This is a genomic window from Paenibacillus tabacirhizosphaerae, from assembly GCF_040812395.1.
In the GTDB taxonomy this organism is placed as follows: domain Bacteria; phylum Bacillota; class Bacilli; order Paenibacillales; family NBRC-103111; genus Paenibacillus_E.
This window is the reverse complement of sequence record NZ_JBFNXH010000013.1, coordinates 162963-178071: the sequence shown is the minus strand read 5'-3', so window position 1 is coordinate 178071 and position 15109 is coordinate 162963. Positions and strand designations below refer to the sequence as shown.

The 15109-nt window shown below is 46.9% G+C and carries 14 protein-coding genes; 4 read left to right on the top strand and 10 right to left on the bottom strand.

Annotation, left to right across the window (positions count from 1 at the left end):
* Positions 1-81 precede the first annotated feature (81 nt).
* On the bottom strand, positions 82-1206 hold the full coding sequence (locus ABRS97_RS21040; RefSeq protein WP_367817210.1) for a class I SAM-dependent methyltransferase: 1125 nt from the start codon (positions 1204-1206) through the stop codon (positions 82-84).
* Positions 1207-1294: 88 nt separating this feature from the next.
* On the opposite strand from ABRS97_RS21040, the gene ABRS97_RS21035 reads away from it, so the two are divergent.
* From ABRS97_RS21035 to ABRS97_RS21025, 3 genes are all read left to right on the top strand, one after another.
* Positions 1295-2254, top strand: coding sequence for a hypothetical protein (locus tag ABRS97_RS21035; RefSeq protein ID WP_367817208.1), 960 nt, complete (start codon positions 1295-1297; stop codon positions 2252-2254).
* Positions 2255-2357: 103 nt separating this feature from the next.
* Entirely contained in the window at positions 2358-3455 is a 1098-nt protein-coding gene (locus ABRS97_RS21030) for a coiled-coil domain-containing protein (RefSeq protein ID WP_367817206.1), read from the top strand.
* Between the two features lie 87 nt (positions 3456-3542).
* Positions 3543-4031, top strand: a complete 489-nt coding sequence (locus ABRS97_RS21025; RefSeq protein WP_367817204.1) for a hypothetical protein — start codon at positions 3543-3545, stop codon at positions 4029-4031.
* A 47-nt stretch (positions 4032-4078) separates the two neighbouring features.
* Here ABRS97_RS21025 and ABRS97_RS21020 read toward each other — a convergent pair whose 3' ends face one another.
* On the bottom strand, positions 4079-5410 hold the full coding sequence (locus tag ABRS97_RS21020; RefSeq protein ID WP_367817203.1) for a PhoH family protein: 1332 nt from the start codon (positions 5408-5410) through the stop codon (positions 4079-4081).
* 119 nt (positions 5411-5529) lie between these two features.
* Here ABRS97_RS21020 and ABRS97_RS21015 point away from each other — a divergent pair, with 119 nt between their 5' ends.
* The gene (locus ABRS97_RS21015; RefSeq protein WP_367817237.1) at positions 5530-6078 is read left to right on the top strand and encodes a YhcN/YlaJ family sporulation lipoprotein; all 549 of its coding nucleotides are present in this window, start codon (positions 5530-5532) and stop codon (positions 6076-6078) included.
* Here ABRS97_RS21015 and ABRS97_RS21010 read toward each other — a convergent pair.
* From ABRS97_RS21010 to ABRS97_RS20975, 8 genes are all read right to left on the bottom strand, one after another.
* A complete protein-coding gene (locus tag ABRS97_RS21010) occupies positions 6054-6332 on the bottom strand; it encodes a hypothetical protein (RefSeq protein ID WP_367817201.1) in 279 nt (92 codons plus the stop codon). The two genes, ABRS97_RS21015 and ABRS97_RS21010, sit on opposite strands and share 25 nt — an antisense overlap.
* Before the next feature lie 179 nt (positions 6333-6511).
* Complete coding sequence (locus ABRS97_RS21005) at positions 6512-6793, bottom strand: hypothetical protein (protein ID WP_367817199.1); 282 nt, start codon at positions 6791-6793, stop codon at positions 6512-6514.
* 1 nt (position 6794) lies between these two features.
* On the bottom strand, positions 6795-7229 hold the full coding sequence (locus ABRS97_RS21000) for a hypothetical protein (protein ID WP_367817197.1): 435 nt from the start codon (positions 7227-7229) through the stop codon (positions 6795-6797).
* Positions 7230-7247: 18 nt separating this feature from the next.
* Positions 7248-7529, bottom strand: coding sequence for a YlaH-like family protein (locus ABRS97_RS20995; RefSeq protein WP_367817196.1), 282 nt, complete (start codon positions 7527-7529; stop codon positions 7248-7250).
* Between the two features lie 119 nt (positions 7530-7648).
* Complete coding sequence (typA, locus tag ABRS97_RS20990) at positions 7649-9490, bottom strand: translational GTPase TypA (protein ID WP_367817195.1); 1842 nt, start codon at positions 9488-9490, stop codon at positions 7649-7651.
* Between the two features lie 164 nt (positions 9491-9654).
* A complete protein-coding gene (locus ABRS97_RS20985) occupies positions 9655-10137 on the bottom strand; it encodes a hypothetical protein (protein ID WP_367817193.1) in 483 nt (160 codons plus the stop codon).
* Positions 10138-10278: 141 nt separating this feature from the next.
* On the bottom strand, positions 10279-13149 hold the full coding sequence (locus ABRS97_RS20980) for a VWA domain-containing protein (protein ID WP_367817191.1): 2871 nt from the start codon (positions 13147-13149) through the stop codon (positions 10279-10281).
* A complete protein-coding gene (locus ABRS97_RS20975; protein ID WP_367817189.1) occupies positions 13133-15028 on the bottom strand; it encodes a VWA domain-containing protein in 1896 nt (631 codons plus the stop codon). Before ABRS97_RS20975 ends, ABRS97_RS20980 begins: the two co-directional genes overlap by 17 nt.
* Between the last annotated feature and the right edge of the window lie 81 nt (positions 15029-15109).

Here is a 15109-nt window from a genome sequence, read left to right as displayed (position 1 = left end):
GTACAGCCTCCTCCATTTTCTTGAAGGACTGTACCTTTTTCGTATGAAAGGACTTTTTCAGTGGCCTCCTTTATAGTCGGGTCACCTTTTTTTCGTAGCTATAAACACTTTAAACAGCTCACTCATCTGATCGCTCAATAGCAACTGCCGAATCGCTCGATTTCGTTTGGATACATCACTAAACGGATTGGGGTCATAATGATCCCGTAGCTTATCTAAAATCCCCTGCTCAACAAGGAATTCACGTTGGGTTTCCAGGGTATAGCTTGTGAATCCACTCTGAAGAACCGCGCTCATGCACATACTGAAGTTTACATGTGATGTAATGTCCTGCCCTCCAGCATAAACGAAAGGATTGTCATGTGCCTGATGGTTGCGATAACACATCAAGGTGCCTCGGTGCCGGTGCGCAGCATACAACTCCTCAGACCGGTCGCCGTAATCAATCATGATGCAGCTACCGCTGTGCATTTGTTTAGCTATAGCACCAATCCAAACTTCTGCGTCGAGATTCAACTCCGCAATTTGTCCATCGATCCATTGAACTTTTAATCGTTCTATATAGTCTAATAGGGGTGCTGAATCAAGCAATAGCCATCTTTCTTGGAAAGCTTGACTTTGTTCGTGCCAGTGAACGAAAGATTCATAAAACTTGCCTTCTTTGTACTGGACCCGGTGAACAGGAAATGCATCGAGCAGTTCGTTCGCAAGGACATAAACGTTTTCACACGGGCTTTCGGCAAACCATTTTGCATCGTCCATAAAACGAACAATACCCAGGTGCGGCGCTAAATTGTGCCGCTGTACTCCCCTATGGTATGAACTTGACTCAATCATGGTATACATCAACTTTTCATATAAAGCAGGGGCTATCGCTTTTAATTCATCCAGCACATGAAGAGCTAGACGGCCTGTGCCTCCTCCCCATTCCACCAAATGAATCACCTGACTTTCGGCACCTGCCGCATTCTCTTGCTTGTAAATGAAGGATGCCACCATCTCTCCCATCACAGTGCCGATTGAGGAACTGGTGTAGAAATCCCCTTCTTTGCCGATTTTGGGACGCTCACTTCGATAATAACCGTCGGCTTCATGGTATAAACATACTTGCATATAATCCCGAAATGAGATCATTTGCTTTTCACTTTGGCTTATTAACGTTCTTAAAGCAATGACAACACCCGGAACTCCGAGCTCTGCGTTCAAATGAACCCCTCCAATTGTTTACTTGAAGACAAAAGAGCAGGAAAGCTTTATAATAAAGAAGCATTTACGGAAGGAGAGACATACTAGCATGTCCAACAAATGGTTTGCCTTAACGGTGATAACGGCCCTCAGTGTAACATCGTTAACCGCATGTACTGACAACACGAAAATTAAAGAAGCAGTCGAAACAGCGCTCAACAAGCAAAAGGAAATGAAATCATTTACGTTTGAAGGCAACTCAACGTTATCGATTAGCGATGCCTTATTGAAGTCTCCTAATCCACTGACGAATGGCTTATTATCTCTATTCAGGGAAAGCACCCTGGAATGGAAGGGGATTAGCAACATCGACCCTCTTCAATTTCAAACGGACTTCAAATTAACACCTAAGGGCTCTACATCCCCTTTCGAGATTCCAGTTCTCATTAAAGATAACAAAATGTATTTTAATATGCCAGCATTAAATAAAGCGCCTGACGAGTACTACGCTATTGATTTGCAGCAGATGAGCCAAAATAGCAAGACACCGTTAACGCTAGATAGCTTGAAAAATACATCACAGCTAACAACCTCGCTTGCCGGATTGCTATTTAGTGGAACAGACGCCAAATGGTTTAAACAAGAAAAAGATCCTGTTAAACTAAAGGACGGAACTATGGCTACATCGATAAGTATCGACTTAACAAGCAAAAATGAAAAAGAATTGAATGCCGTGCTTCAAACAAAAATGCCCGAACTCATCGGCCTGCTTCAGAATAACGGATTCCTCACCGCCGACAAAGCCGAACAGATGAAGAAAAATCAAACGCAACTGCAAGCGCCTGGCAAATGGCAGATCGCGATTGATCAGCAGGGTTTTATCCGCGATGAATCGATTGATCTCCACTTCTCTGTTACTGGAGATGACGGGAAAGCAGCAAACAATCAAATTTCTATACACCAAGCCTATGATGCTGTTAATCAAGCAACACCTTTAACAAAGGAAGTACCAAAAAACATTAAAAGTTTCGATGAAATTCTTAAATTAATTACGCCTGCAAAAAAATAATCGAAACCCGAAATACTTGCCCCTTTCCTGGGGTAAGTATTTTTTTGTGCTTCATTTAATAGAAATATATGATAATCTGTTCATAGGGGGAGAGTATGTTTAGATGAAATATAAAATAACTGCCATTCTCATGTCAGCCATTGTGTTGTTATACATTGCGTTTCCAACGTGTGCCGTTTGGGCGGAAGAAACGAAGGAGCCAATTAGTGAAGCAAAAGAGCTCGTACAAAAAGGATTGACCATTTACGAAATCGACAAAGAGGTAGCTCGATTAAACGAGCAAGACGCCAATATCGTAGAACAAATCCAACGAAATGAACAAGAGATAGAGAAGCAGGACAGAGATGTCCAAACCACGCGGAAACATGCCGCCAAAGTGCTAAGAGCTTATTATACGGGGGATCGTGATTCTATCTGGATGCTGATCTTCTCGGTAAACTCATTTGCCGATGCGCTAAAAATGTTTGAGTATTTACAAATGATTCTGAATAATGATCATCGGTCTTTATCTACTTTTACTGAATCGTTTACGAAGCTAAAAAACTTGCAGATTGACCTCGTTGCCAATCGCGGCGAGCTACAGAAAACAAAAGATAAGTATATGCTTCAACGCGAACGGATTGTTCGCCTACAGGAAGAGTTGGATAAACAATTAGCGGTCAGCGCACAAGCTAACGTGATTGAAGATCAAATAAAAAGCTTAAATACGCAGTGGAAGGAGCAAGGCGTTCCTCTTTTTCGAGAGTACCTGACGAATCTGTCCATCGCTTTCAATGAGCTTCCACATTATGTTACAGAAGGAAGCAACAAATACTTGGACTTATCCAACATTAAAAATCCAGTTATTACGATTACGGATGCTGATTTTAATACATATATTCATAATAAGAACGAATTGCTGCAGAACTTGCAATTTGAATTTACCGATGACCATATCATCGCCAAAGGAAAAAAAGACACCATCAGCATTAACCTTCAAGGGAATTTCATACTAAAAGAAAAACCGGATATGAATGAAGTTCATTTCATCGTCAATCAGCTTGAATTTAACGGATACCAATTGCCTGATACGACGATCGAAGATTTTATGAAAGAATTTCAGTTGGGGTTCGTACCTAAGAAATATATTAATTATTTAGATGTCGTAGGCGTCGAAACAAAGAACGGCTCTGCCATTGTGAAGTTAAAGCTAACATTATAAAGCGAAGCTAAACCCATCTCATTTGCATATGAATGGTGAATTCGTAATAATAAGACGTACGTCAAGTTGAAGTGAGGAAAGTAACAAATGGAACCCAAAATTGGATTGTTGATGGACCTGCCAGAAGGCAAAATTCCCGGATTCTACGCCCAAGTCATCAAGGCCCTCGCCGGCAAAGTCGAGTTATTTGATAGAGACAAAGACATGCTCATCGTGAACAATGAAGCGCAACTGACAGCCGCGCTAGGCGTAATGTCCCAATTTCATATTGAAACAGAACTCATGCAGCTTACTTTGTTGCCAGACGAATCGGAACTAACTGATTTATTTAGCGATTACGGGTTTATCAGCCGCGCAGAGCACTTCTATTTATATGCCAAGCTCGTCTGCTCGTTCATCTTCGCACCAAATAGCCCCCAAGGAGACACCGAGCAAGCGGTGCTGCAAATGGAGGAACATCTCATCGCGCAATACGAACATCAAGGTCAAAATGTGTACGTTGCTGATCGGCAGCTTACTGAGCTTATGCAAGGAATAGCGAAAGCTTACCGTTGTCAAATCGACATACGGAGTTAATCAAAGATAAGCCCCCATCCACTCGGACGGGGGCTTTTTTTCGTGCACTATAGCAAATCCGCAGCCAGTTGGGCTAAATGGGAACGTTCCCCGCGCTCAAGTGTAATATGGCCGCTAATTCCTTCCTGTTTAAAGCGTTCGACAACATAGGTAAGTCCATTGCTGGAGGCATCGAGATAAGGATGATCAATTTGATCAGGATCTCCAAGCAGAACGATTTTACTGCCTTCTCCAACACGGGATACAATCGTTTTCACCTCATGCTTGGATAGGTTTTGCGCCTCATCAATAATAATAAACTGGCCTGGAATCGAGCGGCCGCGAATGTAAGTCAAGGCTTCGACTTGGATGCTGCCCAGACCGGCAAGTATTTTTTCAATGTCTCCCGGTTTTTTCGTATCGAACAAATACTCTAAATTATCATAGATCGGCTGCATCCAGGGACGCAGCTTTTCATCTTTTTCACCAGGCAGATAACCAATATCTTTCCCCATTGGAACGACAGGCCGAGCGATCAGGAGCTTCTTGTATTTGCGTTCATCTTCAATTTTCATGAGGCCTGAAGCAAGGGTAAGCAGCGTCTTCCCTGTTCCGGCTTTCCCCGTTAGGGTAACAAGCGGAATATCGTCATTGAGCAAAAGTTCCAGCGCCATGCGCTGCTGTGCGTTGCGTGCCGCTATGCCCCAGATAGGCTCATTGCTCATAAACAGCGGCTCCAACTTTTTCCCTTCGGCATTTACTTTTAATAAAGCAGATTTGGAAGTGCCAAGCTCGTCACGTAAAATCACGAATTCATGAGGATGCAGCATATAACCTAAATTAAGTGAATTTACACTTAAGAACCGATAGGAGTAAAATTCATCAATGATAGACGGATGTACATGAAGCGTTATATACCCTGTGTACATATCCGTTTGGGCAACAATTCGGTCCGTCAAATAATCTTGGGCAGTCAAGCCAAGCACATCAGCTTTAATGCGAACCAGCGTATCTTTACTAACGATCACAACTGGTCTTGGCAGATCGCTCTCTTGTTCCTCCAAGTGATAATTAAGCGCTACAGCAAGAATCCGATTATCATTGGTAAGCTCTGCGAATGTCTCCTGCAGCTTTGCAAAACTTCTATGATTGAGCTCCACTTTAATGCTGCCGCCTTGTTCAAGGGTAATGCCATCAGACAAAGTCCCCTTTGCCCTTAGCCCATCCAACAACCTCGACACATGTCTTGCATTTCGGCCAATCTCATCAGCATTTCGTTTCTTTGAATCAATTTCCTCCAACACCACGGCGGGTATGACTACTTCATTGTCTTCAAACGCGAATAGTGCATTAGGGTCTTGAAGCAGTACATTGGTATCTAACACGTAAATTTTTTTCATATGTGTGTCCCCTCCCAGATTTGGCGTCAGATATTCGGTTGACATGGATGCATACATACAACCTAACTGTGCAGGACAAACTAAACGCGAGATTCAAGGAAAAGAAAGGAACGATGCTAGTGAGACTATTCTACCTAATGCTGTTGGTACTTTCCCTCGCTGCTGGCTGTAGTCAAGCGCCTAAGAATGGTGCTGCCCCCCCTCAAGATCCAACTAAAAATCAAGTTAAAGTGCAACAAATCGCTCCGCAAAAGCTTGAAATCAAAGATTCCAAAGCCGTCGCAGAACGTCTGGAGCAACTGGCCACCAGCATTCCTCAGGTCGAAAGCGCACATTGCGTAGTATTCGGCAATACCGCAGTCGTTGGAATCAATATTAAGAAAGACATGGATCGAGCAAGGGTTGGTACTGTGAAATATTCTGTAGCGGAAGCGCTCAAGAAGGATCCCTATGGCGTCAACGCCATCGTTACTGCCGATATGGACCTAGATCAACGCTTGCGTAACATACGCGATAATGTCAAAGCTGGAAGGCCCGTTACCGGATTCGCGGAGCAGATGGCCGATATTATGGGTCGCATCATGCCGCAGCTGCCTCGTGATATCCGCAACCCACCCAATAACCCAGTACCTAACGATACCAATCAAGTAGGAAACCCTAATCTCTGATTGCCGGAAAGATAACAAAAAGCCTGACTGCACACGCAGATCCAGGCTTTTTTTATGGCAACATAAACTTGTCCGTCCAGCTCCTTAGCTGCGCGGAACGCATTCGTTTTAACAGCATAATGCAGCGTAGTCATATCTTTGGCACTACCAGAAATAATCGCAAAAAGGCGATCATTTGCGTTCAAATGCAGAAACATCTCACTTGGCAGGACTGAGTTCAGTTGCTCCGGTAAAGTAGTGATGAGTTCAGCCATGTCGTTTGCGCCTCCTACTAGGTGGTTAGAAACGATCCTACGCTTTCAGTATAGCATAGCTAGGGGCAAGCCATCCAGCATTATGTATCCTATTTTCCAATCATGCAAACACTCCTTTAATCCCAGATATACCTTATTGTACGTTGGAATAATAAAGTTATGTCGCATAAGATTTGCGGCTATTGATTATTATATTTCGGATTGGAGCCAATGTCCGCTAGCAGTTTCTCCGCAGATTCACGATCAAATTGCTGCATTTTGCTAATCCCTTCTTGCTCGTAAGCAATTTGGATCGATCGTGCATTCTCTTGCTTTATGATATGATAGTTGCTAATGAAATGATCCTCTTCCAATATCACAGCGAAAAAATCGCGCGTCTCCCGAGCAGCCTCATCATCCGGTCTAGCTTCCAAAACAATATGCATTTGGAGCCAATTGAACAGCGCATCCTGCAGCTTCATGTTAGACCCCATCCTCTCTTAGCAAAATAACGTCCCAACCCGCTTCCAGCCAATTCAGCCAACTTCTCATCCAAAGCTGATGTAACTCACTCTGATTTCCGCTGTTATCAAGTGAAGCAACCAAACCGCAGGCTTCAAAAGTATCCAACATTCGATCCAAAAAGGCTGAAGCGCAATGTGATAAATGCAAAGGCTCTCCATCAAACACAATATCCATGGGGGTTCCTAATTCCAGCTGGACCAGCTCCGAACCGCATTGTTCCTCATCATCGCTCAATAAAAGGCTTGATTTAAACATCGGCAGCAGCCGGGGATGTAACTGATGAGCCGCATCCCGCAATTTGTTTAATTCGAGACTAGGTTCGCAGCAAATGCGTGAAGCCCCGAAACAAAGAGGCGATTTGTTAATAATTGGTGTCAACCAATATCGGGTCATGCATCCCACCTCCCCATGTTATTGACTGGGTCTCTTGCCGCTTCTCTTCTCAACAAAATAACGGACACGGACAAGCAACATGAGAAACACAGCTACTGCCAAGCTTAAAACAATGGGTAATCCAGCGACTTGGAAGAAAAGAAGCATGGCCGAGCCTACAGCAAGGAGTACATAAATAATAAGCGCCTTCAAGACAGGCAGCTTGCGTGTCCGAAACACTTTATTATACACATACGTCATAAAAACAAAAATTAACAGATAGGTAATGTAAATGTGATTACCAAACCATTCGGTTAACATCACGTTCACCCCATTCTTTCGTAGTTAAAATGAATACATACGAGCCCATACATACAGGGAAAGGGAAACGCGGCACTATACCGACATTTCCCTTTTCATTATGGAGCTTGCTCCTGAACTTACACGCTTGCTTCAGCTGTTTTACGTTGTTTCTCTGCGCGCTCGCGCTCGCTTTTGTTCAGGATCTTCTTACGAAGACGAACCGATTTCGGCGTGATTTCACAGTATTCATCATCATTCAAATATTCAAGCGCCTGCTCCAAAGAGTAAACGCGTGGAGTCTTCATTTTAACAGTCTCTTCTTTATTCGCTGAGCGAATGTTATTGACTGCTTTCTCTTTACAAATGTTGACGATGATATCGTTGTCGCGCGTATGCTCGCCGACGATCATGCCTTCGTATACTTCTGTTTGCGGATGCACGAACAGAATTCCGCGATCTTCAACAGACAGGATGCCGTACAACGTGGATGTGCCTGTTTCACTGGAAACAAGTACTCCCTCGTGACGTCCGCCAACGCCAGCCCCTTGATAAGGACCGTAGCTGTCAAAGGCATGGTTCATAATTCCGTAGCCGCGAGTCAGTGTCAAGAAGTTCGTTCTGTAACCGATCAAGCCTCTTGCAGGAATGAGGAACTCAAGACGTACGTTGCCGCTTCCGTTGTTAATCATGTTGACCATCTCAGCTTTGCGCGATCCGAGACTTTCCATTACGGAACCCATGCTGTCTTCAGGCACATCGATGATCAGACGCTCGATTGGTTCCATTCTTTGTCCGTCTACGACACGAATAATAACCTCTGGCTTGGAAACTTGGATTTCAAAGCCTTCGCGGCGCATGTTCTCGATCAAAATTCCTAAGTGCAGCTCACCGCGTCCCGATACGACGAAAGCATCCGGGCTATCCGTATCTTCAACACGCAAGCTCACGTCTGTTTCAAGCTCTTTATAAAGACGCTCGCGAATTTTACGGGAAGTTACCCATTTACCTTCACGACCCGCGAATGGACTGTTGTTCACAAGGAACGTCATTTGCAACGTCGGCTCGTCAATTTTGAGAACAGGCAACGCTTCAGGGTTAGCTGGATCTGCTACGGTTTCACCGATATTAATATCTTTGATACCCGAGATCGCAATGATATCTCCGGCAGCAGCTTCTTCAATCTCGATTCGCTTCAAGCCTGTGAAACCAAATAACTTCTCGATTCTTGCTTGTTTTGTTCCGCCTTCGCGCGTCATAACCGCTACCGTTTGACCTGCGCGGATTTTACCCCGGTTCACACGGCCTACACCGATACGGCCTAGGTATTCATTATAGTCCATCAAGGTAACGAGGAATTGCAGCGGTTGTTCTACATCCTCCGTCGGTGATGGGATATGGTTAACGATGGTCTCGTAGATAGCCGACATGTTCTCATCTTGCTTGTCAGGGTCTAGGCTGGAAGTCCCTTGAAGAGCGGACGCATACACCACATGGAAATCAAGCTGCTCGTCTGTCGCGCCAAGCTCAATGAACAGATCCAAAACTTCATCCACAACTTCAGCAGGGCGGGCGTTAGGACGGTCAATTTTGTTAACGACAACGACCGGAGACAGGTTGCTCTCAAGCGCTTTACGAAGAACGAACTTCGTTTGCGGCATCGTGCCTTCAAATGCGTCAACAACGAGCAAAACGCCGTCAACCATTTTCATGATACGTTCTACCTCACCGCCAAAGTCAGCATGTCCAGGTGTATCCACGATGTTAATCAAATAATCTTTATAGGAAATTGCTGTATTTTTCGCCAAAATGGTAATTCCGCGTTCTCTTTCAAGATCGTTGGAGTCCATTGCTCTCTCTTGAATAGCTTCGTTGTCGCGGAACGTACCCGACTGTTGAAGCAGTTTATCTACGAGCGTTGTTTTTCCGTGGTCAACGTGCGCGATAATGGCGATATTGCGAATCTTGTCTCTTGCATGCATGAATGTCAAACCCTCTCTACCCTATAATTTTCGTCTCTGTCCACAAAAGAAGCGTCGGACAAAAGCGCCGACGCTTGACATTTACACTTATTATACGCATATTCTCGACAATATGCAAGATAAAAGGCAATTACCATAAAATCTTTACAAGCTTAAATCTGCGTTTACCATACTTTGGGCTTCCGGAAAATCATCACGGCTCCTGCTAAAACAAGCAGCACAGCAATCACATAAATGCCGAGTTTAAACAGCAGCGTCATTCCAAAGAACACAGCAGCAATAATGCCCAAGACCATGGCTCCAATCCAAACGCCGCGATCGCTGCTCCGATCAAAGAGATGCAGCTCATATAAACCGACTGCTACGCCGAGAATGAACCCCGGCCACAAATAGCTCATCGAGCCCCAGCCAAATATATTGCAAAAGAAAAACATCAGTGAGTAAGTAGTTAAAATGCCACCCGGCACAAGCACGCCTGCCGGCAAGGAACGGTTAAAGAACAAGAAATGAAACAATAGTCCGGGTATGAGCAGTACAAGCGGCCACAGAAAATAAGCAAGAAAATGAAATACGCCGAGCTTACCCAGCAGCAATAGGACGGCCACACCGATTAAAAGAATCCCAATGGAATAGCTATTTCTAGCCAATTGAATCCCTCCTAATTCACATAAAGTGCGTTAGCTTTTCAGAACCGAGAAGGTAAACCGATTTGTCGGAAACGGATCGCCGCCGTATTCGACATCCTTCTACAAGTAGTGTATCGCACCTTGCCATAAATTGCTAGGCAGTTATTTGCTTCGGCGCCGCTTGGCTTCCAGCAAGCGGCTCATCGCGTCCGGCGGCGCTTCGCTCGCCGCCGAAGGCTCGGCTGCAGTCGCGCCAGGCGCCGACTGCGCGGGCTCAGTCCGCTGCTGCGCAGCAGCGGACCCTGCCGCTGGAGCGCCGCCTTCGGCGCGGCGCTCGCTCCCTAGCCGCAACTTGTGCTCCGCAAGCTGCTTCCTTTCCCGGAGACGCGCAAGCGGCGTCTCCGCCTTCGCCAGCGGGCCTGCCAGGACGGCCCGCTTCGTCCTTGCTGCCGCCCGGGCCCACAGGCCGGGCGGCAGCGAAATGCGGCGCGCTGCGATGTCGAGCAGCAGCAACAGAAGTGCAGCCATCAGCAGGTACTCGCTGATGGGCGTGAGCCGCTTCTGCGCAGCGGCAGCGAACGCGAAGGCTTCTTCCGGATGCTCTAGCGAAAGCATCCGGCCGCCTGTCAGTTCGGCAAGCTGCTTCAGCTTGCTGTACCCTTGGCCCTCCGTAATTCGATATTCCGGAGAATAAGGGATCACGAAACCGGAGGTGGAGCTGCCGATGACGCGCTTTTCCGTGCCTGCCGCACCGGCTTCTTCTGCAAGGAGTTCTGTCTTAGCGATATAGACGCCTGGCTTATCCACAGATAGTTGAGCTGAATATTCACCAGGCGCAGTCTGGTTAAAAGAAATTTCGCGTGACCCTAAGGACTCATCTGTTACCACGGCCCTCAGCTCTCCGCGGTTGGGAAGCCCGCTTTCACTTCCTATCTTCGCCTCCAGCGTCCATTCATTGCCGGACAAATGGCCGCTAAGCTCAAGCGGCGAAGCCTGGAATTGCGGAAAAGTCCATTTAATCATTTGCGTGAGCATTTGAGAAAATGCCGGCCATGCCACCCAATTCGCCGACCACGCCCCGGTAACATCACTCGTCCAAGCGACAGAGCGTCCTGAACCATACTGCCATCTTGCCAGTATCGGATCAGGCTCCGGACTTGAGAGCACTACCTCCGCCGCTTCTTTCGCGGTTGTTGCGATATATCCGTTCAGCACCGGCAGCCCCCCGCCAAGAAACCTGCTCCAATCGGATGCGCCGGAAAAAGCAGGGACAAAAGGTTGATTCACGACGTAGGTTCTGGAAATTAATACAGCTTCCCTGCTGAAAATAGCTGGAATTGTCGTCTGGTCCACAGCAGCATAGTATCTGCCTCTGGCCAATTCAGCAAGCTGCTTAAGTAAATTTTGATCTGCGTCCGTACCAATGGCAACGGTCGACATCGTAATGTTCTCTTTTTGCATACCCGCAGTCAAGGCCTCATAGCTTTGGTTCGTCGAGGATTGTCCATCCGTCAGCAAAATAATATGCTTTCGCTGCGCATCTACCTTTGACAACTTCGAGTATGCCTCCTCCACCGCGGTATAAATTTCGGTTCCGCCATCGGCCGGTATGGAATTAATTTTACGTAATACCCCCGCTTTGTCGCTTAGTTTTTGCGGCTCCACATACCATTGGGGCGACGAATCAAACCCAAGCACGCCGATCGTATCTTTGTCACGAAGCAAGTCTACGGTGCGGGAAGCCGCTTCTTGCGCTAACTTGATTTTATCACCGGCCATACTTCCGGACTTGTCGATAACGAGGACAATACCCAGTGACGGAATTTCACGCTTCCCCCGCAAATCCATATAAACTGGGAGCGCTCGCTCTATTGGCGTTTTGAAATAACCGCCAAGGCCATAACTGTCTTCGCCTCCCAGCATCAGAAGTCCAACGCTGTAATCACGAACAGCCTGCTCGATCATTTCCATCTTAGCTTGCGGAATTTGTGTAGCGGCCACATTGTTTAGAACGATGCTTTCATAACTTGCATAAGTCACAAAATCATTCGATAATAGCTCAGGCGGTATCGTATCGAAAGGGATAAGCGCAGATTGAAGCGCTGCCTCTACATTATGCGAGATACCAGGCTTCCCCTCCACGATAAGCACCTTCGGCGGTCCCTGCACCTTGCTAAACGCATAGTTCGTGTTATTAGCCGAAAGCTCGTCGCCGTCCACATATATTTCAGCCCGATATCGATGAAAGCCCGCTTCTTTTGCAAGCGACTGAACCGCATACCGATTCTCGCCTTTGTTCAGCGTTACCGCTTGGTTTGTCATTTCCCGGTCATCCTCAAATATGCGCAGCTGCGCCGAACCAGCTGTAGTCGATCGAATGACAGCTTCCAATGTATAGGCTTCCGCTTGATAAAGCTTATCCGGAACTCGCAGAATTTCAACAGCTGCATCTTTTTTTTCTTTGGAGGGAATAGGCACCACATCGACCCGCACCCCACGGTCACGCAGCAGCCTGCCTTGGCGCAATACATCGCCAACATTCTCTTCCCCATCCGATAACAAAATGACGTGGCCTTCCTGCCTGTTACTTAAAAGGCTCGAGGCAAGCTGCAAACCAGAAGCTATATTCGTAAACTGCGGATTCGTCTGTGAGCTGAATTGGAGGCCGTCCATTTTTCGAGCATCCAGAGATTTCTCCAAGGCCGCCTTCAAACCCAATGAAACGACACCTGCTTCATCTTCAGCCGAGCGAATCTGTACAGCCTCCCGAATCCACGCCGCTTCACTGCCCACTGTTTTGACGCTTGCAGAACGGTCAACAGCAAATACAACACTCTTGCGATTCATTAATGTGTACCACTGCGTACCCGCCAAGGCTAGCACCAGAAGAACCAGTACCGCCGACCGCAGAACGACAACGACTTTCTTCCGCCAACCCTGAAGCCTGTGAAGACCTCTCCACAACCACCCTATATAGAAGAATAGCGGTACCAGCGCTAACAGCGCCCACCATCGTTCAAACTGTATGCCCACGCCGGTACACCTCCCATTCCAGCAGCAACAAAATGAGCAGAGCTATCATCATCCATGGGACTAACGTCACTTCATAGCTGACTTCTTTTCCTTGCTCAACTGCTACATCAGGGTTATCTGCATTCAGCTTCATTTCTGTCTTTGCATTCACGTTTGATTCCCGCGCATCCATATAAACCTGAAGCATACGGGATTGAACCACACGGCCCTCTTTATTCATCTCGATGAATTGATAGAGCCCCGGCTCTGAGGGAACCGTTTGGTTCGCTAAAAGGACATCGGCATTTCGTTCCGCCGGCCATTCCTTTCCTTTTCCTGATTCCGGCTTCCACAATGCGTCCGCCGCCTCTGGATGCAGGGCGATTTCTTTTCTTTCCCCTGCAAGGCTTCTGCCTAAACTGCTTTCATGCGACTGCATCAGCCAATTCACTGTATTTTGAACGAGAACAGGGAATTCGGAACGCAAAGCAAAATCCGATTGCTGCAAAGAAAAGGTAAACGTTACTTGAGGAATACCCTCTTCCGTTCCAGCAAGGAGTAATGCGGTTGAATCCGAGGATACAATCGCTTTCTCCCAAGGGCGTAAGTTGTATGTCTTAGCGCCGGTTACATGGACATCCTTAAGATGCACATAGCGAGTTAGCGGGTGATCGGCAACCGTATAGGGCGGCATTGCGGCAGCGCCTTTCGTATCGCCTGCCTCTATGGGAGAAGCGAATCTCCAAACCGGAGTTGAAGCAACTAGCTGTTTCCAAAGGTCTCCCTGCAACGCCGGCGCTTCCACACCATCCATAACAAGAATGTCAGGCTTATTTCCCAGCGGGAAGGGATAGGTCCCGTCCGCGCTCTTCTGAATCGAAAGTACATCAACCTTAGCTATGGCTAATGCTTTTTCTAGAAAGAGATTGCCTTCACCTATATATGCTGCGACTGCCGGGCCGCTATTTTCCGGGAAAGCATACGACGTATTGTCGGCTTCCAACCCGTCTTTGGTATCAATTTGCAGCTTGTAAACGCGTCCTCGAGATAAATGATCGATATAAATCGATTTCTGTTCTCCTGCCTGCAGTTCCGTCATTTCGACGTGCGCCGCTTTGGCATCTATCGAAAGGGTCGTTTGCACAGAAACGGGTGCGGATCCCCAATTTTTCAAAGCTGCCGCAGCTTGGAACTCAGATCCATCCGGGAGACCTTTTACCCCAAACTGAGGAATGCTTACATTAGATGCGGAGGTCTGATCAACTAACTCCATGAAGAGCGGCACAGAAAAAGAAGGACGATCAACTCCATCCGTCCATTGCCCATCCGTGTAGACACGGATCTCTGCATTCGTTTCCTTCTTAGTTAACGCTGCGGCAAGAGACAACGCTTCTTCTGTTTTTGTTTTTCCGTAAAAGGGAGCAATTGTACTCAGAGCCTTCTGCAGCGCCGAGAGGCCGTTTTGCTTTTCTAAAAGAACTTCCGGCTCATCTTTCATCACTAGCAAAGAAAACGCGCTGTCCGAAGCTTTTTCTCGGGCATAGGTCAGCATCGCCGCCTTCGCCTGATCGAGCCTTGTGCCATTTTCGGTAGAGGTTTGCATACTGGCAGATGCGTCAAGCACAAAAAACACATGAGCTTTCGCTGTGATTTTTCCCCGAATGAAAGGCTGCATCAGCGCAAGAACAAAAAGTAATGCCGCTAGCAGCTGCAGCCATAATAAAAGCTGGCGGCGCAGCCTTTGCCAAGGTCGATTAGCTTCTTGTTCGCGAAGCACGCGCTGCCATAGCAGGTGGCTCGAAACCTCTGTATCGACATAGCGCCGTTTCAGCAAATAAAGCAGGACAATGAAGAGCGCTGATAACGAAAACCAGAGCCCGCCTAGGAATGCGAAATGCATATGGCTCACCTTTCTGAACATATCTATGCGTTCGTATGCTGCGTTTGATTTCTTCAGCTGGGTATACTACCCGTTAGGTTA